This is a genomic window from Membranihabitans marinus (genome assembly GCF_021729155.1).
Classification (GTDB): domain Bacteria; phylum Bacteroidota; class Bacteroidia; order Chitinophagales; family Saprospiraceae; genus Membranihabitans; species Membranihabitans marinus.
The window spans coordinates 34877-57954 of sequence record NZ_JAJQYA010000011.1 but is presented as its reverse complement, the minus strand read 5'-3'; the positions used below and the strand labels follow the sequence as shown (position 1 = coordinate 57954).

General features: G+C 36.6%; 20 protein-coding genes. 12 read left to right on the top strand and 8 right to left on the bottom strand.

The genetic code is table 11. The features are described from left to right. The first annotated feature begins 802 nt into the window (after positions 1-802). From LVD51_RS08990 to LVD51_RS08965, 6 genes are all read left to right on the top strand, one after another. The gene (locus tag LVD51_RS08990) at positions 803-2059 is read left to right on the top strand and encodes an NAD(P)/FAD-dependent oxidoreductase (RefSeq protein WP_236970889.1); all 1257 of its coding nucleotides are present in this window, start codon (positions 803-805) and stop codon (positions 2057-2059) included. 53 nt (positions 2060-2112) lie between these two features. Next, positions 2113-2670: a YeeE/YedE family protein gene (locus LVD51_RS08985; RefSeq protein WP_236970888.1), complete on the top strand. Its 558-nt coding sequence runs from the start codon at positions 2113-2115 to the stop codon at positions 2668-2670. Between the two features lie 5 nt (positions 2671-2675). Continuing rightward, positions 2676-3002, top strand: a complete 327-nt coding sequence (locus tag LVD51_RS08980; protein WP_236970887.1) for a hypothetical protein — start codon at positions 2676-2678, stop codon at positions 3000-3002. A gap of 293 nt (positions 3003-3295) precedes the next feature. After that, the gene (locus LVD51_RS08975) at positions 3296-4036 is read left to right on the top strand and encodes a hypothetical protein (protein ID WP_236970886.1); all 741 of its coding nucleotides are present in this window, start codon (positions 3296-3298) and stop codon (positions 4034-4036) included. Positions 4037-4060: 24 nt separating this feature from the next. Next, the gene (locus LVD51_RS08970) at positions 4061-4348 is read left to right on the top strand and encodes a hypothetical protein (RefSeq protein WP_236970885.1); all 288 of its coding nucleotides are present in this window, start codon (positions 4061-4063) and stop codon (positions 4346-4348) included. A gap of 11 nt (positions 4349-4359) precedes the next feature. Further along, positions 4360-4773: a DUF6691 family protein gene (locus LVD51_RS08965; RefSeq protein ID WP_236970884.1), complete on the top strand. Its 414-nt coding sequence runs from the start codon at positions 4360-4362 to the stop codon at positions 4771-4773. A gap of 1127 nt (positions 4774-5900) precedes the next feature. Here the strand turns inward: LVD51_RS08965 and LVD51_RS08960 are convergent. The 3 genes from LVD51_RS08960 to LVD51_RS08950 form a co-directional block, all read right to left on the bottom strand. After that, positions 5901-6707 (bottom strand): sulfite exporter TauE/SafE family protein, encoded by an 807-nt coding sequence (locus LVD51_RS08960; protein ID WP_236970883.1) that lies wholly within the window; start codon positions 6705-6707, stop codon positions 5901-5903. Between the two features lie 280 nt (positions 6708-6987). Beyond that, complete coding sequence (locus tag LVD51_RS08955) at positions 6988-7890, bottom strand: class I SAM-dependent methyltransferase (RefSeq protein WP_236970882.1); 903 nt, start codon at positions 7888-7890, stop codon at positions 6988-6990. 161 nt (positions 7891-8051) lie between these two features. Continuing rightward, entirely contained in the window at positions 8052-8624 is a 573-nt protein-coding gene (locus LVD51_RS08950) for a uracil-DNA glycosylase family protein (protein ID WP_236970881.1), read from the bottom strand. A 384-nt stretch (positions 8625-9008) separates the two neighbouring features. On the opposite strand from LVD51_RS08950, the gene LVD51_RS08945 reads away from it, so the two are divergent. The 4 genes from LVD51_RS08945 (at position 9009) to LVD51_RS08930 (ending at position 12794) form a co-directional block, all read left to right on the top strand. Then, the gene (locus LVD51_RS08945) at positions 9009-9665 is read left to right on the top strand and encodes a porin family protein (RefSeq protein WP_236970880.1); all 657 of its coding nucleotides are present in this window, start codon (positions 9009-9011) and stop codon (positions 9663-9665) included. Between the two features lie 254 nt (positions 9666-9919). Beyond that, complete coding sequence (locus tag LVD51_RS08940; RefSeq protein WP_236970879.1) at positions 9920-11008, top strand: serine hydrolase domain-containing protein; 1089 nt, start codon at positions 9920-9922, stop codon at positions 11006-11008. Positions 11009-11290: 282 nt separating this feature from the next. After that, complete coding sequence (locus tag LVD51_RS08935; RefSeq protein WP_236970878.1) at positions 11291-11920, top strand: CatB-related O-acetyltransferase; 630 nt, start codon at positions 11291-11293, stop codon at positions 11918-11920. Between the two features lie 190 nt (positions 11921-12110). Then, the gene (locus LVD51_RS08930; protein ID WP_236970877.1) at positions 12111-12794 is read left to right on the top strand and encodes a DUF4386 domain-containing protein; all 684 of its coding nucleotides are present in this window, start codon (positions 12111-12113) and stop codon (positions 12792-12794) included. Here the strand turns inward: LVD51_RS08930 and LVD51_RS08925 are convergent. Then, on the bottom strand, positions 12791-13381 hold the full coding sequence (locus tag LVD51_RS08925) for a Crp/Fnr family transcriptional regulator (RefSeq protein ID WP_236970876.1): 591 nt from the start codon (positions 13379-13381) through the stop codon (positions 12791-12793). The two genes, LVD51_RS08930 and LVD51_RS08925, sit on opposite strands and share 4 nt — an antisense overlap. 638 nt (positions 13382-14019) lie before the next feature. Between LVD51_RS08925 and LVD51_RS08920 the strand changes: the two genes are divergently transcribed. After that, a complete protein-coding gene (locus tag LVD51_RS08920) occupies positions 14020-14964 on the top strand; it encodes a transposase (protein WP_236970875.1) in 945 nt (314 codons plus the stop codon). Positions 14965-15239: 275 nt separating this feature from the next. Here LVD51_RS08920 and LVD51_RS08915 read toward each other — a convergent pair whose 3' ends face one another. The 4 genes from LVD51_RS08915 to LVD51_RS08900 all read right to left on the bottom strand — a co-directional run bounded on the left by LVD51_RS08915 (position 15240) and on the right by LVD51_RS08900 (position 21729). Further along, positions 15240-16694, bottom strand: a complete 1455-nt coding sequence (locus LVD51_RS08915) for a Gfo/Idh/MocA family protein (protein WP_236970874.1) — start codon at positions 16692-16694, stop codon at positions 15240-15242. Positions 16695-16733: 39 nt separating this feature from the next. Beyond that, positions 16734-17882 carry an acyltransferase family protein gene (locus LVD51_RS08910; RefSeq protein ID WP_236970873.1) on the bottom strand — a complete coding sequence of 383 codons (1149 nt, stop codon included), beginning with the start codon at positions 17880-17882 and terminating at the stop codon, positions 16734-16736. Positions 17883-18346: 464 nt separating this feature from the next. Further along, a complete protein-coding gene (locus LVD51_RS08905; protein WP_394803165.1) occupies positions 18347-19963 on the bottom strand; it encodes an FAD-dependent oxidoreductase in 1617 nt (538 codons plus the stop codon). An 80-nt stretch (positions 19964-20043) separates the two neighbouring features. Beyond that, positions 20044-21729 (bottom strand): FAD-dependent oxidoreductase, encoded by a 1686-nt coding sequence (locus LVD51_RS08900; protein WP_394803164.1) that lies wholly within the window; start codon positions 21727-21729, stop codon positions 20044-20046. 846 nt (positions 21730-22575) lie between these two features. Between LVD51_RS08900 and LVD51_RS08895 the strand changes: the two genes are divergently transcribed. Further along, complete coding sequence (locus LVD51_RS08895; protein WP_236970870.1) at positions 22576-23019, top strand: hypothetical protein; 444 nt, start codon at positions 22576-22578, stop codon at positions 23017-23019. Positions 23020-23078 lie beyond the last annotated feature (59 nt).

Here is a 23078-nt window from a genome sequence, read left to right as displayed (position 1 = left end):
ACCATATTGAGTAATCATATCATCGATTTTTCACAATAATATTTGCCAACCCTTTTAATACAAATTCATATGGGCATTGACCGGATCCTCCAAACAATCGAGATTTAAACGATTGAGAATGTGGAAGGTGTGCACAATAGTTTTTAATTTTTTGGATAAAATAGCAACCTATAATCTTCATTCGATTAATACCCAATCAATTGATTTTTATAAAAAAATAGATTAATCGATTATTTCACGAAAAATTTGACCAAATATAAGCATCGATTGATATAATTGGGGGAATAATGGCCAGTCAATATTCTAGAAAAGTCAGTACTTTTATTTGCGAGTAGTTTTTCCCCATCTGATAATTGATATTTTTACTCCCTAATAAATCCAATAGATTCTTGCTCCCCCAGCATTATTGGCAGATTTGCAACTATGTTAACACAAAAAGCATCCGTGGAACCCAAAAGAATTGTTCGTAATAATCTTATCTGACATCCTCATTTTTATTGGCTATCCATAGGACTATTATGACTAGACTATTTCAATAATTTACCACATAAACCCAAAAAATAAACATGGTTCAATACGAAAAATCAATGGTCTAAAAAACCAATACCTACAGCACTCAACAGCAATGACTACCACTGACTACTACACAAAATTTCACTTGCTGAATCTGTTGGGCAAGAATTTCTATTTTTGAGAACTAGGATAAATTATAGGATTTCGAAAAATTTCTTTAGGTAACTTTTGTTACAAATTAATAAAGGGGCTAGCTATACTTTTACCGTCAGTAATTAAAAGTAAAAGTATGAAGACTCAATATCAAATAGCCATCATCGGCGGAGGAACTGCAGGCATAATGACGGCTTCTCAACTTTTGAACAAGGATAGATCTTTAGACATTGTAATAATTGATCCAGCCGACACACATTACTATCAACCGGCATGGACATTAGTAGGTGCTGGCACCTACGATTTTGATAAAACAGCAAGACCGATGAAAGACCTAATCCCTCATGGAGTGGACTGGATCAAAGATGCAGTAACTGAATTTCTGCCATATGAAAACAAAATTAAAACCCACAAAGAGCGAACCATTACTTACAATTACCTCATCGTGGCTCCCGGTTTGGTCAATGACCTATCTCTAATAGAAGGATTGGAAGAGGCCATAGACAAGGGGACAGTATGCAGTAATTATATAGATCCCAAATATACCTGGCAATGTATAAAAAATTTCAAGGGAGGAAATGCGGTATTCACCCAACCAACAACTCCAATCAAATGTGGGGGTGCACCACAGAAGATAATGTATCTAGCAGCCCATTATTTCAGTAAAAACAAAATAAAAAATGCCAATGTTGTCTTTGCCACTCCGGGCACTGTGATTTTTGGGATCAAACAAATTGCCGACACCTTGATGAAGGTTATCCAACGGTACAATGTAGATTTTAGACCGCAGTATTCTCCTGTGAAAATAGATTCTAAAAATAAAATAATACACTTTAAAAGGACCTCTGTCCAGAAAAGCATTCGTCCCTCCCTCAATAGCAATGACGAAGAAAACCACGAGGATGTTTCCATGGTTGAAATGCCCTTTGATTTCTTGCATTTGGCACCACCTCAAACAGCTCCCCAATTTATCAAAGAATCTATTCTGGTAAATGAGGATGGATGGTTGGATGTAGATATCCATAGCCTCCAGCACAAAAAATTCACCAATATATTTGGATTAGGTGATGTTGCCGCTTTACCCACTGCAAAGACAGGAGCAGCAATACGCAAACAGGTCCCTGTAGTCGTGGACAATATTATTAAAATGATCCGTGGCCAGGAAGCCAACAATAGAACCTATCAAGGATATTCTTCATGTCCCTTAGTAACCGGATATGGTAAAATGGTTCTCGCTGAATTTAATTACAAAAACGAATTCACCCCTGATCCTAAGCTTAAAATGATGATGATTTCAGACAGTTATCGGGAACATTGGCGATTATGGATACTAAAAAAGTATATCCTACCCTACCTATACTGGAATAAAATGATGAAGGGTAAAGATGTATAATACCCTATGAATTTATAAAAATTTACTTCACAATTTAATATTCAATTTTTAATATGGAATGGATTTTAGCACCATGGCCGTGGTATATCAGCGGACCATTAATAGCCCTTATTATGTTTACCTTGCTATATGTAGGTAAAAATTTTGGTATGTCTTCCAACCTCAGAACCCTTTGTACGGTTTGTGGGGCGGACAAAACCTGTGAGTTTTTTTGCTTTGATTGGAAAGCCCAACGATGGAATTTACTGGTAATGACTGGTACCGTAATTGGGGGATTTATTGCCGCCCAATATTTGTCCGAACATCAAATCCCTGACCTGAACCCCAAAACCATTGAACAACTTCAATCCTTGGGGATTGAAAGTGTTGGCACAGATTATTTACCCACTGAAATATTTGGGAATCAGGCTTTTTCGTCACCAAAGACCCTCGCCCTACTACTTATCGGTGGATTATTGGTAGGTTTCGGTGCTCGTTATGCAGGGGGATGTACTTCTGGACATGGTATTTCAGGCATTAGTAACCTTCAATGGCCATCACTTATAGCCACTATTGGATTTTTCATTGGTGGATTGATAATGAGCCAGTTAATTCTTCCTTTAATATTTTAATTCTCATGAAATGGTTTACAGTTTTTTTGACTGTATTATTCCTCTTTCAAAATCTAGAGGCTCAGGATAACTATGATGTAGATCATGGTCAGTCCTTAGCTTCACTAATGAAAGGAGGGCAAACTAGCGGTCATATCCGCAATTATTTCATGACTACCATTCACATCGATGGTAAGAACTATTATACCGATGCTTTAGGAGGGTTGATCAACTATAAAACAAAGGCCTATAAGGGATTTCAACTTGGAATTTCGGCATCTTTCACTTTTATACCAATTGCATTTATAATTGTCGGCTATATTTCGATTTATTTGATGTTATACATCGTTTAAAATACTCGCCGTAGCTACGGCTATGCCTGTGTTTTTAGCCTCGTCTAACTTCAAATTCTCTCAAAATCTTAACCGACATTACAAAATACATTTGGTATAAGGCCTTTTCTTCTGACTTAAATGAGATCGATCCGGCTACGGGAAAGTCTTCAAAATGGGAACGAGAATTGTACGACATCAATCACATCAACCGCTATAAAGATATTTCCCGTTTGGAAAAATTATACATTGAATACAATTTTAATAACATCAACCTTACGTATGGCAAAATACCAATTAAAAAAACTCCTTTTTTGAACAGTAGCGATGGAAGGATGATATCATTTGCCTTTAGTGGGGGCTGGCTACATCACTCTACTTCGGGATGGGTATTTGATGGAGCTTGGATAAATAAGGTGTCGCCTAGATCCATGACGGAATGGTTTACAATAAAAGAGGCCATAGGGTTAATCGACAAGGGATATCAGCCCAATGGTCACATAACCGAAATAGCCAATCATCATTCCAGTAGTGGTATTGGATTGGCACATGTGGGCAAGAAAGAAAATCATTGGAATATTGATTTATGGAATATTTATCTAGATAAAACTATAAATACCTCTTATTTCAGATTAGAATATATGAAAAACAAATGGCAATATGGTCTGATATATACCTTTCAATCACCACTACTCTATCAAGAAGGTTTGAATTATGATAACCGATATATTCAACCAGATGAAAAGGGGCGAGTATTAAGCCTTATGGGGCAATACTGCGTTCACAATACAAGTATTCAGATAGCCTATTCCAGGGCTTTTAATTCCGGTCGGTTTTTATTTCCAAAAGAACTAGGACGAGACCAATTTTATACTTCAATGAGTCGAAGTCGCCTCAATGGATTAGGAGATATTCATGTATTCAAAACAGGATTAGAACATGGCTGGAAGAATCTAATTGTAAATCTAGACGCCGCCACATTGCTGGGTACTGATATGAAAAATCTAAAATACAATAAATATAAAATGGCTGATAATACGAATTACATTTTATAATGACGGAAAAGATTTCGAGAGTATTTGAAGTTTGACGAGGCTAAAAACACAGGCATAGCCGTAGCTACGGCGAGTATTTTAAACGATGTAAAACTTCTAATAAATCGAAAGATTACCGTCAATTATAAATGTAATTCGTATAATTTCCAAATCAACGCCCAACTCCACTATGACTTTACTTCTTTTTTTGAAGGTCTCAATGTAGAGTTACTCTATGTATGGAAAGAAAATATAGGTAGTGATCTAACTCAGTGGGCCGATCAATCCAGCAATTATCATCAAATTAACTTAAAAACAAATTTTAATTTTTAAATACTCAAAAAATGAAGAGCACAATCTATTTATTTATAGGAATAACTTTCGGTATCATCATGTATAAATCAGAGGCAGCATCATGGTTCAGAATCTATGAAATGTTTCATTTTCAATCTTTCCACATGTTTGGATTGATGGGATCAGCGGTACTGGTCGGAATTGTATTGGTACAATTTATTAAAAGAAAAAAACTGGTAGACATTAATGGTCAACGCATTGAGATCGCAGATAAGGCCAAAAGTATTCCGAGATATTTAATTGGGGGAATAATTTTTGGTTTGGGCTGGGCATTGGCAGGTGCGTGTCCGGGACCTATGTTTGTATTGATTGGGGCTGGTTATTTTCCAATGATGATCGTAATTATGGGAGCTGTACTCGGTACATGGTTTTACGGCCTCCTAAAAAACCGATTGCCTCATTAAAATCCGGCAATCTTTTTATATGATATAGAATTCACATGATCCATTGCAAGACCATGCATGAGATCAACCCTTTCTATCCATATCGTAATTGATGGAAAGGGTTTTTTTATCTATACCCATTGCAATTATGCTATTCATTAAACCCAGTCGACTATTATCCTAAAATTGTAAAGGCAAAATACTGTTGTTGAAAATAAATAACATTCCATCTCAGCTAGGATTAATTCATTTCTTTCACTTCGATTCGGCAGTGAATTGCCACTCTGCTCCGGGTAGGAAAGTCATTGTGCTGCGACTTGGTATTAATAAAATAACGGCGAGGAACCAGAGCCACTGGTTTTCGGCAAACTCAATCTAATATAACAATAGAAAAGTCCTGAAGGGACGAAGTAATTCTCTCCTATTGACAAGAAATATCCATACCCTCTATTAGAAATTATAAATGATGTGGATTGTATAAATGCATGAATGTTCATGCTCATGGATTTGTCACACTTTTTGCCCAATCTATCCTATTATATCATTACAGGGAATGAAAAGACATGATCTATACGTGTCAGAAAATTGAAAATGCAAAAAGTCCGCCAAATCAATGTTGTTTGATGCCTTATACATCTCACGCACCCGGAGCACAGTGGCTCCGGTTCCCTCGTCATTGATCCATTTAGGATCAATGGTGCTTTGCTCTTCACTCGGTCACCCACCCGAAACACGGAGGTTTCGTTTCCCTCACCATTGATCCATTAAGGATCAATGATACTGCGCATTTTGTTCGGTCATCCTCATCAAAGGTCGATTTACGACCTTTGGTACTTCGTACTGCATTCGGTCATCCATTGAGGGTATTTGGTCACTACGTGACTTCATTCAGTTATATTCAGTCATGGTCGTTCATCCTATGAAATGAATGTCTCCCTAGAAAAAAGTCCTGAAGGGACGAAGTAATTCTCTTCTATTGGCTTAAAAATCAACTCTTTATTAAGCAATATGACAAAAAAAATAGTATAGTTCAGACTTTAAAGAGATGATAATTTCTCTGGTTTATGAAGGGTAGAGCCGTGCAGAATTAAGCAGAGAATTTGGTCTAAAATTAATTCCTGATTCAAGATGATCATTAGGATACCGTATTAAGACAAAAATAGCTCTTTAATCAAAATATAAATACCCATGATCAGAACAAACCATCCAAAGCCAGTCTTTAATTTACTTCCTTGAATTTTTCTAGATAGAAAAATTCCGATAAAAATACCCAATACAGACAAAAATGTAAAAATCAACAACAAAGTCCAATTAATCACTTCATTGCCCTGCAAATCACCAATAAAACCTAAGAGAGATTTTGCCGCAATAATAAATAGGGAGGTTCCCACTGCCAATTTCATAGGCATTTTGGCCAGGAGCACCAAAGCAGGAATTATTAGAAAACCACCACCAGCACCTACCAAGCCAGTAAGCGTACCTACCAGACTGCCTTCCAACAATATTAAAGGATAATTATATTCAATTTTTGCATCTTCAGAATTATTACAATTTTCACAAGGGCGAATCATGGAAATCGAAGCAAAAATCATTACAACAGCAAATAGAACCATTAAGGCTATAGATTTGGTAACTTGAAAATCAGCGATGGTAAACACAACATCGGGAATCAAAGGAACTAAGAAAGCCCGGGTCAGATATACTGCCGCTATAGATGGAAGTCCAAATATAAATACCGTCTTAAAATCGACCTTTTTTTGCAAAGCATTTTCCACTCCCCCTACAATAGAAGTAGTCCCAACTACAAAAAGAGAGTAAGCCGTAGCCATCACGGGCTCCACTGACATTATATAAACTAATATAGGAACGGTAAGGATCGAGCCACCACTTCCAATGAGGCCAAGGGAAATTCCTACAAAAATAGCTAAAATATATCCAATTACTTCTGCTGCCATATCGATAGTGTTTTAAAGATTATGTAAACAAATGTAAATGGTAGGACTATGGGAGATAGTAACTTTTGTTACAGAGAGGCAATTAATACCAATATCGTTAGCCTAAAGCAATAAGAATTACAATTAAGTAAAAATTTGATAACAAGAGATCATAAATAATGAAGCCAATTCCCTGCATCCATTTTTCACAGGTTATAACCCCATTTGGAATATCCAAACTGCCTTCAATTTATAGAACCCAATTATCGTCACAAAATATAAGGCTAAAGTCTACAATAAACTATTTTTGAATAGTAACCATCATTCTCATTGGAGACGGTAGAATTCGATGGGCCCATTGGTCCATTTTCCGCCAGATTCGATAGGACCATTTCCGAGTCAATGCATAAATCCTCAATTTCGAACCATATTTATTAGAAAACAAGTGGATCTTATGGTTGATCCCACGGGGAAGATATTTTTTAATAGAAACTTCATTAAAAGAGTGTAAATGCCCGTGAGCTGGGGTTAGGTGATTACAATGAACACATAGATGAAGGGCGATTTTTTCATCATAGGGAGTGGTAATAATTAATCGCCCCCCCTTTTTTAAGGCAAACAGTAGTTTTTCAATAAATTGCCCCGGATGACCTACGTGTTCGATGATTTCAGAGGCCACAATACAATCGACACTTTCTGGGGCCAAAGGCAGGTGAAAGACATCGGCGATTAAACCAAAATGATTTTTATGAGGCAGGTCTGCTAATGCTTTTACCGGATTTACGGAAGAAATATCCATGGATATGACTTGGACGGTATCACTAACCAAGTTTTTACTTAGCCAGCCATTGCCACACCCTACATCTAGGACTACCTTTGCTTCCTTGGGGATGGCATGGAGGATGGTTTGATTAAGGCGATCCTTTTCAGTTTGATCGACTTGACTTTCAAAATCCTCAAAATAGTTAAATGATTCGGCATCCTTTTGATAGTGATGACTATAGTCAAAGACCGTGTTTTCTGTCTGATGAATGGGACTAGACATTGTAGTCTGTTTTTGTCCAATGGGCAATACAACCGGTATACTTTTCAAGATTTCAATCCTAAAATTTTCTGCATCTTGAGGTCCTATTCCCTGACCTGATCCATCTACAATCAATGGATTTTTGGAAGTTGGATGAACTAATATTTCGAAAAGTGACATAATTATATTTAGCGCTAAATAAATGTATATTTTATCTAATACCAAATACAAGGTAGACAATGTTTTTGAATTAGGAAATGAATGAATTATGGATAGTTTAATACGGCAAGCTAGGTATGGGCTCAAATTAAAAACAACATCAATGTAACATTTTTATGAAATTATCGAAGGATAGTTTCCACCCTATTTCGCAGTTGGGGAAGAACGGTTTCATCAAACCATGGATTTCTAGCCTTCCATATATTGTTTCTCGGAGAAGGATGGGGCAACACAAAATATTGGGGTAAATATTCTTCAAAGTGTAAAACTGTATCGGTTAAGTTTTTTTTGGTCTTATTTTTCAAATAGTATTTAAGGGCATATTGACCGATGAGGATGGTGAGTTCTACAGAGGGCATTTCATCCCACAATCGTTGATGCCATAGAGGGGCACATTCTTTTCTAGGTGGTAGATCCCCAGACTTCCCTGTACCAGGATAGCAAAATCCCATGGGAATCAGCGCTATCTTATGGGCATCGTAAAAAGTTTCCTTATCTATCCCCAACCAATTCCTTAAGTTATCTCCACTTTTATCGTCCCAAGGAATACCAGATTGATGTACCTTTCGTCCTGGGGCTTGACCAATAATCACAATCTTGGAATGAGTGCTGGCCGTCAAAACTGGACGGACTCCATGTGGCAAATAAGACAAACAGTGTACACATTTGCCAATGTCAGTCAACAATTCTTCCATATTAGATTCTTTAGATTTAAAGTAATTCTTCCTCCAAAATAAGAAAAACCTTCAGAGAACAATTACGCCAATAACAAATGCACTCAGAGCTTTGTATTCTTCTACTGTGAATCAGGTTGTCCTAAATGGACTTTACTAGCCCTCATAATTATGAAATCATTACTCCATTTACGCCCTTCCTGATTCATAATTGGAACAATCTACTTACCAAAGGAAAGATGGAATAGAGCCAGTCAATTGCGAAAAACAGAATTTAATTTAAGTGAAATAAAATATGTAAAATATCCATTTTCCCTGTTTTCTTAACCAAAGTCAATAAATAGAAAATCTTCATACTCTAGTTTTGCATCATTGTTTATAACCAAACTATTAAATAATATAATCATGATACGAAAATTTTTATTTATCTGCCTTTGTCTAAATTCCATGCAGTCATTTGCTCAAGAGTCTTATTTGGACATTTTAATCAATTACACTCCAACTAAACTCCATTATGGCAACAACCACAGTGAAATTAAAGACTTTAGGGATGAACTATGGGGATGGCAGATAGGAGCTACTTTCCAAGGGGGTATCACACCTTATTTCTCTGTAGTGCCAGAATTTTATTACATGGAGAAAGGAGGACGCTTAGATGGATCCAATGCATCGGGGATTGAAACCACCAAAACCAGATTCCACGTCCTAGAATTGCCCATATTGGCTCGGCTACACTATTGTCATTTTTTCTTAAATGCTGGGCCATCTATTTCTCTTAATATGGCTGGAAAGATCCACACAGCTGAAACGGAAGAAAGTCCATCGAGATCTTTTAAGATGCCATTCAACAGTGGATCTGAGGGATACAAAAGATGGGATGCCGCTTTGCACTTAGGTGCTGGATATGAATTTAAAATTAAAAATTCTAGAATCATTTTAGATGTGAGATACTATTATGGCTTGGTAAATATGGTACAAACTGGTGAATTGTATAATCGATATTTCAATATCAATCTATTGGTTTCTAAACCATGGAAAACTAATCCATTTATTAAAAAATAAGTCATTAAACATCTCATTCCAAGAGATTTCAACCATTTTTAAATTCACTCTTCAATGATTTTACTATCTATTTTAATCTCCATATTGCGCAATCTTCTCAGTGGTCAAATGAACCCTTTCATTCAAGGACTTATCATCCATATTTTAGAGATCTTCATATGGCAAGAAAGTCTGCTTACTAAAGCCATCCATTTCATAACCCTCTAATTACCTTAGCCTTAACAAATCAATTTCAATTATTAAACAATGTATTAATGTCAACCTATATAAAATCTTTAGCAACTATCAGAATGACTATTATCCTATTTATGGTCACGTTTTATTTCTCTTGCAGTAAGGATGATATAATGAGTCTCCCCATAGAATATACCAATCCACATGAATTGTTATTAGACTTGAAATTTAACGGTACGGTATTTATTTCTAAAAACGGGCAAACCCTACTAAAGCGGGGATATGGTCAATCCAATAGAGAAACAGGAATAGCCAACGATATCCAAACCCAATATAGAATTGGTTCTGTCAGTAAAACTCTAACTGGTATGGCTGTAGTCCAATTGATGAGAGACGGTCTGATTAATGATTTCGATCAACCTATAAGTGACTTTGACCCCGACTTTCCACTAGGGCATCTGATAACGATTAGACAATTGTTAAGCCACCGATCCGGTATTCCAGATTACTTGGGCGGAGTAGAATATCTAGCTAAAGCTGGGAGTTTCTTTAGCCCTGAAGATATTTATGACATTATCTCAGAGAATATAGTAGAGAATGGTCTCTTGTTTTCACCTGGGGGAAAAACTCAATATTCCAATTCCAATTTTTTAATCGCTGGTTTACTCGTTGAACATTTAACCAACACTTCATTAGACCAATATATTGAGGAGCATATATTACTTCCATTACAGATGACGGCCACTGAAATAGGACAAAATGAAATAGATAATCCCCTTCACGCACAGGGTTATAATAAAGAAAAAAATGTATCGTCCTACCCTATGAATATTGCTTTTGGAGCTGGAGATTGGTCGAGTAATGTAGAAGACATGGCCCTTTATTGTGCCGCTGTCATGGGAGACAGTTGGTTTACGCCTGCAGAGAAAGCTGAAATCTTCGATGTAGAAGTCAGCGAAGGGAATACAGGATTTGGACTGTCTTGGTTTAAATCCAACATCGATGGAAAATCCTTTTATTGGCATGGAGGAGATATTGATGGGTTTACTGCCCTAATAGGATTCACTCCAGAAAGCAAAGGAATAATAATCGCATTGTCCAATCAACAAGATGATACGGGAAAATTGAGAAATACTTTGATAGAAAAAATAGTCAAAGCAGAATTTTAATTAATTCACTGGCGGTCTTTTCCAAATTCAAGAGTATAGTTCGACGGCATTATTTGAATCTATATTACAAAAAAACAATGATTTAATACAAAATGAACATTTCCATTAAAATCACTAACTTTTCGGAAAGTTCTATTCATTCTGCCCATGGTTTTAATCACACTATATCACAATATTCTATTTTACATTGATCTTTATAAAAAATGTATTACAAGTGGAGACAGGAATGAGGAGATTTAATAATATTGACATTAGCCATTTTTACACACAAAAATTCAACCGATGACTGGACCGAACAAAGACGCCATTTTCCCTCTAAACCACCACAAAAAATTGTGTTTCCTCAAAAATATAGTTAAGAATCCCAATATCATAGTCGGGGACTATAGTTACTATGATGATTTTGAAGACGTATATAATTTCGAGAAAAATGTAAAGTATCATTTTGACTTCCTAGGGGATCAACTCATTATTGGAAAATTTTGCATGATTGCATCGGATGTAGAATTTATTATGAACGGTGGCAATCATCTAACTGAAGCCATATCTGCCTATCCATTTGCCATATTCAATAATGGATGGGAAAGCAGTATGGATGGAAAATCCTATCCTCACAAAGGCAATACCATCATTGGCAACGATGTATGGTTAGGATATAAATCGACCATACTTCCCGGCATTACCATAGGAGATGGGGCGATTATTGCGGCTCACACAGTGGTAACCAAAGATGTACCTCCCTATTCCGTAGTAGGGGGCAATCCGGGTAAGATCATTCGGCGACGATTTTCTGAACCATCGATTGAAATCTTATTGAAGTTGAAATGGTGGGATTGGCCGATCGAAAAAATCACTCAACATGTTAAGTTGCTATCGAGTGACAATGTATCCGAACTCTCCTCTCTTATTTGACAGATAAATCAAGGTGGATTTAATGTTTCACCATCTGTCATAGATTACTTACTATTCCCATTACGCATTAATGTGTAGACTTCTATAATAATTCATAGAGGCAGACCACTATTCCCTATTCACAAAGGAGACAGTTCCTTTATTAGTATGGAATAATTAGCAAAAGATTCACTCATTAAACCACAAAATCATGAAGAAACAACATAACTTCTTTCGTCTGGCCGGCATTCTCTATTTCATTGTAATTATATGTGGAATATTCGCCGAATTATTTGTTCGAGGCAGTATATTCCAAGCAGATGATGCGGTCTCTACGTATCAAAACATTGTCGATTCAAACCGAATCTACCTCTATGGTTTCATCAGTGACTTAATCATGCAAACGGCCTATCTTTTATTGCCTATGGTGCTATTTATGTTGTTCAAACATATTGACCAATACATTGCATCCACTATGATATTCTTTGTTATGATAGCCGTTGCAATCATGTGTATAAATATGCTCAACCACTACGCTCCTATTATATTGATTGAACAAGGCCAGCTCGTTAAGGGTAACGATGTTATTTCACTTCAGAATCAAATTGTATTTTATTTAACCATGCACGAAAAAGGATACCACATTGCGCAGATTTTCTTTGGGTTGTGGTTGATGCCTCTTGGATATTTAGTCTATCGATCAAAAAATTTCCCTAAATTCCTTGGTATTTGTTTAATGCTGGGATGTTTAGGATATCTAATCGATTTCGCAATTTATTTTCTTAGTCCGAATTTAAATCAAATTCTTACATCATGGATTACATTACCGGCAGATATAGGAGAGGTGGGCCTATGTTTATATCTATTATTTCAATCTAAATCAAGGGCAAATTAGATCTCAGTATTTACCGATTTTGCTAACCGCTTACGGATCCGACTTAATGATTCTGGTTTAATTCCCAAGTAACTAGCGAGTTGATATTGGGGTACTCGATTTATTAAGTCAGGTCTATTTTTCAATAAATCTTTATATCGTTCTTCCGGTGTTGATTTAACAAATTTGGCAAAAGCTTCTTGGCTATCTACGAAGTCTTGTTCTGTAAGCATTCTACTTAATGATTCCAATCTTGGATTATCTTTAAAGAATGCCATTTCATCCGGGGCATTACAGACTGCGGCCTTGGTTTTTTCCGTACAAGCCAAGAAGTGTTGAGCTGTTGTTTTCTTTTCTTTGACGAAATAAGAGGGAGTCGATTGATTTTCGGTATAAAAATGGGTTGTCTTTTCTATTCCATCTTCTATATAATATTGTCGAATACACCCTTCAATCACAAAATAGGAATGAGTAGCTAGATCTCCTTCTCGGATGAGGATACTTCCTTTGGGAAATGTTTTTATGGAAATACACTGAAGTAAAGCGTTGCGTTCTTCCTCATTTAGGGTAATAAATTCTGATAAATAATCTAAGATTTCATTTTCCATAATTAGGATCTCTTTTTAATTAGAATACAGCCAAAGTGATTGGTTAAAATCTGACACAAAATAATAAAAAATGAAGAAGGAAATGGTCATGATGGGTTTACTACTTATCGAAGGATCTTTAAAATAAAGTTGGAGGCATAATCCAGCTATTTAGATTGAATAGTATCCTAGATTAAAGAGAATAAGACGGATGAGATATTGAGATATTGAGATATTGAAAGATGGTGAGTGTAAATTTAAGTCTGGTAATAGGATAAAAAAATAATCTATGTTTTATCTCGACGGTAAATTCATCAGTCTGATATTTTTAGTAAAGGTTTAGAAGCGGGTTAAGGTCCTCTCTATTTCTGTGTTATTTATCCTAAATCTTCAAGACCTGATCTATATGGTTTCAGAGATGATACATCGGAGGATGCAAGACGAATTATTAAATGGAAAAGACACAAGGTATGCGTCATAGAATAAGGTTGAGGAATTGGAGGTGTAAAAATGTAAGTCAAAGTATTGAGTATGTGGTAAGGTTTGGGAAATGGCAGAGGAAGGGTAAGTGGTAGAAATCGATGATTTACAAGAATTATGCTTCACACATTTACATCACAATATATTTTTTCGTATTTTAAGGAAAAAGCATAATTATTATGGAAGCAATATCAAAAACCTTGTCTTTTTTTGACTTCCAGCAGCAATTTCCTGATGATGAAAGTTGTTTGAAGTACCTCTTTGACAAGAAATGGGAAAACGGTTATCAATGTCACCATTGCAAACGCAAAAAGTACTGTTCTGGAAGAAAGAAATACAATCTCAGGTGTACGGCTTGCGGTTATGTAGAATCGCCGACAGCCAACACATTATTCCACAAAGTAAAATTTAGTTTGATGAAGGCCTTTTATATCGTGTATTTTGTTTCTACGAATAAACGGGGAATAGCCTCAACTGAATTGAGCAGAAAACTCGATTTAAGACAAAAAACATGCTGGCTTTTTAAGCAAAAGATCATGCAATCTATGGGCAGTAGGAAGAAATATCGGATGGCTAACGAAGTCGAAATTTTAATCTGTGAATTGGGTGTTAATAACGTCATTGAAAAAGGGGAGAAGGTAGTGAAGAAGAAGCTAGCCGTGCTCGCCCATGAAAAAAAAGGCAGTGGACGGGGCAATACCTATGGTCACAGAGTAAAAAATCTAGGTGCGAAGGAACTTAGAATTATTTTCAATGATCACGTAGCCAAGGTGGCTCCCATTAAAACGACGGGATGGGTAGGGTTTAGACCTCTTCAAAATGAATTTACTAGGATGACGCCAGTCTTACCCAATAAAGGTAAACGTCCTTTAGTGATGCCTTATCGGATCGGTTGTGGTCTATTGCATTGGCTGAGGGGAATCCACGGTCATGCTGAACATTTACAGTATTATATGGATGAATATTTCTTTAGACTGAACCGAAGTGACATGGAGGGCAACTTGTTTTATCACGTGATTGAGCGGATGATGAAGCACGAGCCAAGGACATATCGCGATATCGTGACGCATAAGCCTAAAGCTATGTTTTCTGAAAAACCTCAGGTTTTATCTAGGTCAGCCTAATCCACAACTAGGTTTAATTCGCAAAAAACCACCCTGAAATTTCAATAATACTTGTATCTTCTAGATAACATTCCCTAAAAAGACAATCTTATAAAGAATTTTCCTTTTTAAATCAACACTCACAATACAACTTTATCTCAAACACCATGAGATGATTAATATAAAGCTTCAAAGATTATTACGAATTACATTTTATCACCCCTCAACTCGGACCGCATAAACAAAAAAGGCCCGATCATTGACCGAGCCTTATTTTATCATCTATTACTTACAGATTACCAACCTGTACGATAGTCTCGTTTTACAAACATATTGGCAGGCTCAAAGTTCGTGACCTTCATATTTGGTCCATCCCACTTAAGCGTAATACCTCGTCCTGGATAATCATAATCATCTTTCTTACCCTTCACAGGAACTCTATAATCGTATGATCTAATGGCTAAGTTACCCATTAATACAGATTCAGTCAATGGCCCAGCTACTGAGAATGGAGAACTCAAAGCTTCATACTTGTCACTACCATATCCGGCAATACAGGCTTCTACCCATTGCGCTTGATGACCTCCTGCTCCACCTTCAACTCTGGCTATAGTCTCAGGTATATTAATAGCGTCTGTCAATGCTGTAGGCAATAATCTAGGATTTCTACCATAAGTTCCGCACATCATCTTACCTCTACTACCCTCAATAATTACTCCATTGCCACCATCACCCATTACTTCATTGGGTCCTAATTCGGCAGGTCTAGATGGTTGAATACCACCGTCCATCCAATGAAACTCAACATCAGACTCTTTACCTTCAAATTTCAAGGTGATATGTGAAGAAGGAGGACAACTCTCTGGGAAATATCCTCTTCCAAAATTACCCACATATACACTTCCTATACTACACTGTGCCTCGGTAGGATATCCCAAGTCCAAAACTCTAAATGGAGGCTCCATAATGTGACAAGCCATATCACCTAAGGCACCTGTACCATAATCCCACCATCCACGCCAGTTGAATGGCACCAAGGTATCAACATAATCTTTATATGGAGCAGTACCCAACCACAAATTCCAATCTAACTCGGAAGGAACTTTAATCGTCTCTTTTGACCATGGAATACCCTGTGGCCAAACTGGACGATTGGTCCAACAATATACCGTATGGGCTTCCCCAATAAGACCGGCATTATACCATTCCATCATCTTGCGAACACCATCTCCAGATGAACCTTGATTTCCCATTTGAGTAACCACCTTGTATTTATCAGCAGCCTCAGTCAATGTTCTAGCTTCATAAATATCGTGAGTCAAAGGCTTTTGTACATATACATGCTTACCCATTTCCATAGCCTTAAGAGCCTGAACAGCATGGTTGTGATCTGGAGTAGAAACCGTTACCGCATCGATGTGCTTGTGTTCCTTGTCCAACATTTTTCTAAAATCCTTATAATATTTTGCGTTCGGATACTTATCAATGGATCTTTTCGCTTGTCGATCATCTACATCACATAGGTAGGCTATATTGGCTTTGCCACTATCATAAGAACTATTTAAATCACTATGTCCTTTACCACCAGCTCCTATTCCGGCAATATTTAGTTTGTCACTTGGCGCCACAAATCCTGGCCCTCCAATTACATGACGAGGCACAAAATAAAATCCTGCAAGCGCAGTGGCACTCGTTTTCATAAACTTCCGTCGGTCTGATGCCGAACCGGGGTTTAAGTTTTCATTTTTCATGTTGTATTACTGTTTAAATTATGATAAATTATTGCTGTATTATACTTTAAAAAAGATCTTCTTTTTATACAGGAAATACAAAAGACCAAACTCCAATAACAGTACAAAAAACTGCAATAAGAAGGACTGCATTTCCGGACTCCCCATTTGAATAAAACCATTAAACAAATAGTTGGCCGTATATTTAAAATCAATTAATCCCGTTGCCAAATAAATAAAGATGGAATTTATACCAATAATTTTAAAAAACTTGGTCCATCTTTTAAAATTCCAAATATCGATAACTAAATAAAACAAAGACATTAATAAAAAATTAATTCCACCTGCTACTAATATAAAAGAGCTAGACCATAAGTGCTTGTTAATGGGAAAATGTAAACTCCATATCAATCCCAATACAATACAACCACTGCCAATCACAGACAAATAAGTCAATTTTTTATAATCTGTCCACTCTTTAATCCTCAAAATATATGCCGTAATTCCTCCCATCAATACCAAGGCAAGGGAAGATATATGTTCGAAATAACCCAGTTCATCAAAATTCCCATCTTTCAATCGCCCTGGAACAATGATTCGGTCAATAAAACCAGCCATGTTGCCTTCTTGAGTCAATACTCCCGGCCCATAACCTGGAACCGGTATAAACAATAAAGCAATCCAATAAAAAATCAACAAACCACCTATCCATGTAACTTGACCGCGAATGGAATAATTCATCATTATTAAACAGGCAAAAAATCCTGTCACACCAATTCGACCCAATACACTGACATATCGAATTTCTCCCCAATCAAAATGCAGTGGGTTGTTCTTAAAGATGATACCCAAGATACTGAGGACGATCATCCTTTTAAAGGCTTTTTGATATATTTCTTTAGTTGACTTCCCTTTTTTCTTTGAAGATGCAATAGAATATGTCAATGATACTCCAACCATAAAAAGGAATAATGGCATAATAAGATCCTCCATCGTCAACCCATGCCATGGCACGTGTTTAAACTGTGCAACCATCCAATCCAATGAGGTCAAATTCATCGCCTTAATAAAGGAAGCTATCAAACCAGTCCCTCCGATAATTAAGAACATATCAAATCCTCGCAATGCATCGAGAGATTCTAATCTTTGTTTTGTCGGTGTTGGGGAAGGTTGTGCATCTGCAGTAGATGTTGTAGGATGGTTTGACATTGTACTAAGGTTGCTAATTTTAAATACACAATATAATAAATTACAACTTATATGTATTGCATTATTTGGTCTACCTAGGATAAAACCCAACAATTTAAAAACTGCTTTCTTTGGAATATTAATCATTTGAAAGATCAATCATATTTCATCTTCAGAGAGAATCAATAGAATCCTAACAAAAACACATCCTTCCAAACTATTGTATTACAACATCATACAACAGATATAAATCAAAACAATTCGGTTTCAACAGATGAAAAACTCATTAAAAATCACTAAGCTGTGAAAATATAAAAGAACTCAAATATCCAGTTCCAGTTTTTTAAATAAAATATATAATTCTCCAATATTTTCAACAACAGCAGTAGTAAAACATCATTATTGATGGTTTTACAATGAAAAAGCGCCCCACTAATTGAGTAGTAGAGCGCAGTATTATATTCAATGAATTTAGAAATTCGGGCTTAATTTAGAGTCAAAATCTGTCCCTTGGCTTCCAATTCACTCCTCAATTTATCGTATTCCACATCTTGTACCGCTATGCCTTCATCAATGGCCATTACAGCTGCGGCAGCAGCAGACTGTCCCAATATCATAAACACAGGCTCCATTCGAATGGAACCAAAAGCTATATGGCTTGAAGATACACATACCGATACCAAAAGATTTTCACATTCCTCCTTCTTGGGCACTAATGAACCAAAAGCAATTTCATAGGGCCCATCTGTTTTCACACCTATATCTCCTTCATTTTGGACAAAACCGTCGGACTTTACATAACGCTGTACATTGTGTGAGTCCATAGTATACGACCCCATACCAATGGATTGCGGAGTCGGTTTTCTCTTCAAAAGTTCGTTTTCTGTCATCACATATTCCCCGATCATACGTCTAGCTTCTCGCACGTATATTTGATGAGGCCAGTGACCATTATCTTTAAACTCATCCTTGGACAGGCCCCATTTTTGCATTTCCGATCGAATATCTTCAGGCACCCTCTCATCGTTGGCTACAAAATACAATAAGCCTTTTTGATAGTCTTCATGCTCCTTGATAATCGCTTTCCGATCCTCATAACTGGCCTCGGGATAGTCGTAATTCATACCAATATTGTCACTGCTAAATGGTCCGTGATTATTGGTATCAGTTTTGTAATTGGGCAGAGGATCAAATTTTCTAAACCAATCTTTTCTCCCCGTTTCAAACATCCTAGCCAACAATTCATACTGAAATGGATCGTAATTGTCCGGCTTGGGAAATGGCATTCTATTGGCTTCATGATTGGTCATACAAGTTCTAAAACAATATGCTTGAATCTTATTGTCTCCACTGTGTTTTTCCCCAGGATCTTCAGCAGAAATCTTGGGCAATAAACCACTACTGGGATCACCGGGAATTACATAGGGTGAAATATCTGACTTAAACCAATGATCGTGATGCAATACACCGGTCTGCACCCCATTCCATTCTTCTCCATATACATCGCGTCCTTCTCTTCCTACGTGATAACTCACCCCTGCTGTAGCCATTAAATCACCTTCATAAGTAGCATCGATAAACATTTTACCGATGTAGGTCTTTCCACTCAATGTGGTGATTGATTGAATTCGACCATTGTCCACCTTCACCCCACTCTCTCTATCCAACCACTCATCGCGATCCACTCTAATCTTATGTTCCAAAATCAAATCTTCATAAATCTGCTCTGCTACATGGGGTTCAAATATCCACATGGTTCTATTTTCTCCGTCAATAGCCGGCGTGCCTTGACCTTTGTTGCCATACTCAGATTTTGGCTGCCATTTCCAAGCTTCTTCCTTATTATAATGCTGGTACACTCGATGATAAAAATGTCGAGCCAAACCACCAATTACGGCCTTGTTCCCAGTATCTGTCCACCCCAAACCACCAGAAGTCAATCCTCCCAAATGGAGATCTGGTGACACTACGATCACAGATTTTCCTGATTCCGCGGCTTCTACTGCAGCAATAATAGCGGATGAAGTCCCACCATAAATAATTAAATCTGCCGTATTCCCATCGGAGATTTCATCATTCGCATCACTGCATGCATTGATCATAAGACCAATAGCAAATAGACAAAAAGGAATAATTTTAAAAAGTATCCTATTGCTTTTCATATTAAAATTTTTAGTATTCATTAAAATCGTTGACCGTCCTTTTTCAATTGATTTTTCAATCCCATGTATGGCAAATCTTGAACCGCACAATGGCCATCAATGGCCATAGCAGCCGCAGTGGCAGCAGATTGACCCAAAACCATAAATACCGGCTCCATTCGAATAGATCCAAATGCAATGTGAGTAGAACTTACACAGACCGGCACTAAAAGATTTTCACATTCTTGTTTTTTGGGCACAATTGATTTATAGCTAATTGGATAAGGTTTAAAACCATGAGCTTCTACATTGCCCTCATTCTGAACATAACCATTGGCATCTACATAACGTTGAACATTGTGAGAATCCATACCATATGCAGCCAAGCCAATGGCATCATTGCATATCACCAAAGCTTCACAATTGCGTTGAGTCATTACGTAATCACTGATCATCCGTCTAGCTTCCCGTATATACAATTGCTGTTGCCATCCGTCAGGACTTTCAAACTCGTCCTTTGTGGTACCCCAACGCGATGCTTCATCGCGAACTTCCTTAGGTATTCGAGGATGATTGGCCAAGGTCCACATTAAACCTTTTTGGTAATTTCTATGCTCTTCTACGATTTTTTCCCTCTCCTCATAAGAGGCTTCTGGATATTCGTAGTTTCTCCCTATATAATCGGTTGAAAAACCAAATTTGTTATTGGTATCTGTTTTTCTATTCGGCATGGGTGAGTTAATCCAAGGCAATAGGGAATTGCCATAGCTATACATATCCCGAATATCTCCTTTACGCGCCTCATAATTTCTAATCAATAATTCGTAATTGATCTCGTCATAATTTCCTGGTTTTTCAAAAGGAATCCTATTTTCTGGATGATCGGTTAGACACATTCGAAAACAATAAGCCTGAATTTTTTTATCACCTGCACCTTCCAATCCTGGCTTTTCATTGATATTGGGCAAAAGTCCACTGCTCTCATCCCCTTTGACTACATAGGGATCAACACCTTGTACAAAATTGTGATTATAAGCATTGCGTGAAACCAGTCCGGTCAACGATCGATTTATCATATTGGCCTGAACACCATTGAGCGTCTCGCCATATTCCTCATTGCTTTCTCGTCCTACGGTATAAGACACACCTGCTGCTGCCATTAAGTCGCCTTCGTATGTGGCATCCATAAACATTTTACCTCTATACACTTTTCCACTTTCCATAGCTATAGACTGAATACGACCGTTGATTTTATCTACTCCACTACTTCGATTCAATCGTTCATTGTACACCAAATCGATCTTCTCTTTGGCCATCATTTCTTTATATACGGTTAATGCAGCCGATGGCTCAAATGTCCACATCGATGCTTCTCCACTTTCCGTTCTCGTTTGTCCTCCATCTTTATACTCCGATTTTTTTTGCCACTTCCAACTACTCGGTCTATCATAGTATTTTTTGATATTTTCATAAAACTCCCGCGATATTCCTCCTATCGCAATCTTATTGCCAATATCGGTTTGTCCCAAACCACCTGTAGTCAATCCACCTATGCGATTACTAGGTTCAATTAACAATACCGATTTGCCCATACGCGAACTTTGGATTGCTGCTGCAACACCGGCGGAAGTTCCTCCATATATTACAATATCATAAGAATTACTTTGAGCATTTACCATAACAGTCAACACCATGAGTAAAAATAAATTCATCAATTTTTTAAACATCACTATTTTATCCATTTCTAAAACACCGTTTATACTATTAAACTATTTATTTTTTTATATAAGTTTTCAAAATCCGCTTTAGCAAACCTCTCAACAATGGTCTGAGATTATACAAAAAGCTGGACAAAAAAATCCTTCTACCTATGTCTTAAATCTCCATAGAGAACCATCTTAATTTACATTTTACAATCGTTTTTTCAACCTCATTTCAATTCTGAATTCTCGGTCGTCGATACATTTCAATAGATAATTTCCAAACTTTCAAAATGCTACCTTTCAAATTTAAAATCCAACAATTAACACCTATTAAATATTTGGGCAAAAAGAACAATTGTAAAACTTTTACCCGCCATCCATATTCCGCCTTGAATATATAAAATAATTTCAACCATTTAACCATCCTCCATTTATTGTTTTGACATTGCCATATACCCAAGCCTAAAATATTAAAATCGTCGCTATTTATGATTTTTGGAATAAAAATTCAATCGACTTTTTCTGTAGAGCACAAAATGAACAAAATCTCAAAACAAAACAATCATAAACATCATAAAAGACAAGTGAAATCAAGGCATTACACTCTATATATCAATAATTTAAACAACCACAAACCATTTATTTCGTAAAAAATATTTAACCAACCTGCTAAATTTTATAATTTATCCCTTTAATAAAACTACTTATACACCTCAATATACACCATGTTAGAAATAACAATTTTTAATAAAATCGACTTTTAAATTTTAATATTTAACACAGGTATTTTATCTTCGGATTGCGCTTCTCGAATTTTTATGAGCAGCAGCAGGCAAAGTCAATAATTAATAAAATAAAGGTCTAGGATATATGTTAAAATTATACTTTATTATTCCAGTATTATGTCTTTTATTTCTCGCCTGTATTACCGATACCGACACTTATTTTAAAGAAGATCGATTAGCTGGGCAGTGGATAATAGAAACTATCACCTATACCAGCAAAGGTTCACTTAAGGAAGAAAATCTCCCATCACATCTCAGTAACATTGAAATTGATCTTTACCTAGATGGTCGAATTCATTACAAAACTCCAGACAAGGATGAATGGGGAGATTGGGAAATGCACTACCTAGATGTATGGAGCCCATATTACAAAGAAGCTAAATATCAATTTATCACCAATCTCAAAAATTTGCCAGAAAATCCACATACTGAATTAACTGGATATATTTACAACATTACTTCTCATCATTTTGAACTTCATATGCCCAATGACAAAGGAAATTTAAAATACTTTTTCAAGAAAAAATAACTACTAAGGCTGAATTGGTCATAATACAAACCTAGCAAACCTTTATTTGATTATGATAA

Bases quoted from the DNA above. Each gene is read 5' to 3' on its own strand.
- LVD51_RS08990 (WP_236970889.1), top strand. From the start codon at position 803: ATGAAGACTCAATATCAAATAGCCATCATCGGCGGAGGAACTGCAGGC.
- LVD51_RS08985 (WP_236970888.1), top strand. From the start codon at position 2,113: ATGGAATGGATTTTAGCACCATGGCCGTGGTATATCAGCGGACCATTA.
- LVD51_RS08980 (WP_236970887.1), top strand. From the start codon at position 2,676: ATGAAATGGTTTACAGTTTTTTTGACTGTATTATTCCTCTTTCAAAAT.
- LVD51_RS08965 (WP_236970884.1), top strand. From the start codon at position 4,360: ATGAAGAGCACAATCTATTTATTTATAGGAATAACTTTCGGTATCATC.
- LVD51_RS08960 (WP_236970883.1), bottom strand. From the start codon at position 6,707: ATGGCAGCAGAAGTAATTGGATATATTTTAGCTATTTTTGTAGGAATT.
- LVD51_RS08955 (WP_236970882.1), bottom strand. From the start codon at position 7,890: ATGTCACTTTTCGAAATATTAGTTCATCCAACTTCCAAAAATCCATTG.
- LVD51_RS08950 (WP_236970881.1), bottom strand. From the start codon at position 8,624: ATGGAAGAATTGTTGACTGACATTGGCAAATGTGTACACTGTTTGTCT.
- LVD51_RS08945 (WP_236970880.1), top strand. From the start codon at position 9,009: ATGATACGAAAATTTTTATTTATCTGCCTTTGTCTAAATTCCATGCAG.
- LVD51_RS08940 (WP_236970879.1), top strand. From the start codon at position 9,920: ATGTCAACCTATATAAAATCTTTAGCAACTATCAGAATGACTATTATC.
- LVD51_RS08935 (WP_236970878.1), top strand. From the start codon at position 11,291: ATGACTGGACCGAACAAAGACGCCATTTTCCCTCTAAACCACCACAAA.
- LVD51_RS08930 (WP_236970877.1), top strand. From the start codon at position 12,111: ATGAAGAAACAACATAACTTCTTTCGTCTGGCCGGCATTCTCTATTTC.
- LVD51_RS08925 (WP_236970876.1), bottom strand. From the start codon at position 13,381: ATGGAAAATGAAATCTTAGATTATTTATCAGAATTTATTACCCTAAAT.
- LVD51_RS08920 (WP_236970875.1), top strand. From the start codon at position 14,020: ATGGAAGCAATATCAAAAACCTTGTCTTTTTTTGACTTCCAGCAGCAA.
- LVD51_RS08915 (WP_236970874.1), bottom strand. From the start codon at position 16,694: ATGAAAAATGAAAACTTAAACCCCGGTTCGGCATCAGACCGACGGAAG.
- LVD51_RS08910 (WP_236970873.1), bottom strand. From the start codon at position 17,882: ATGTCAAACCATCCTACAACATCTACTGCAGATGCACAACCTTCCCCA.
- LVD51_RS08905 (WP_394803165.1), bottom strand. From the start codon at position 19,963: ATGATCAATGCATGCAGTGATGCGAATGATGAAATCTCCGATGGGAAT.
- LVD51_RS08900 (WP_394803164.1), bottom strand. From the start codon at position 21,729: ATGTTTAAAAAATTGATGAATTTATTTTTACTCATGGTGTTGACTGTT.
- LVD51_RS08895 (WP_236970870.1), top strand. From the start codon at position 22,576: ATGTTAAAATTATACTTTATTATTCCAGTATTATGTCTTTTATTTCTC.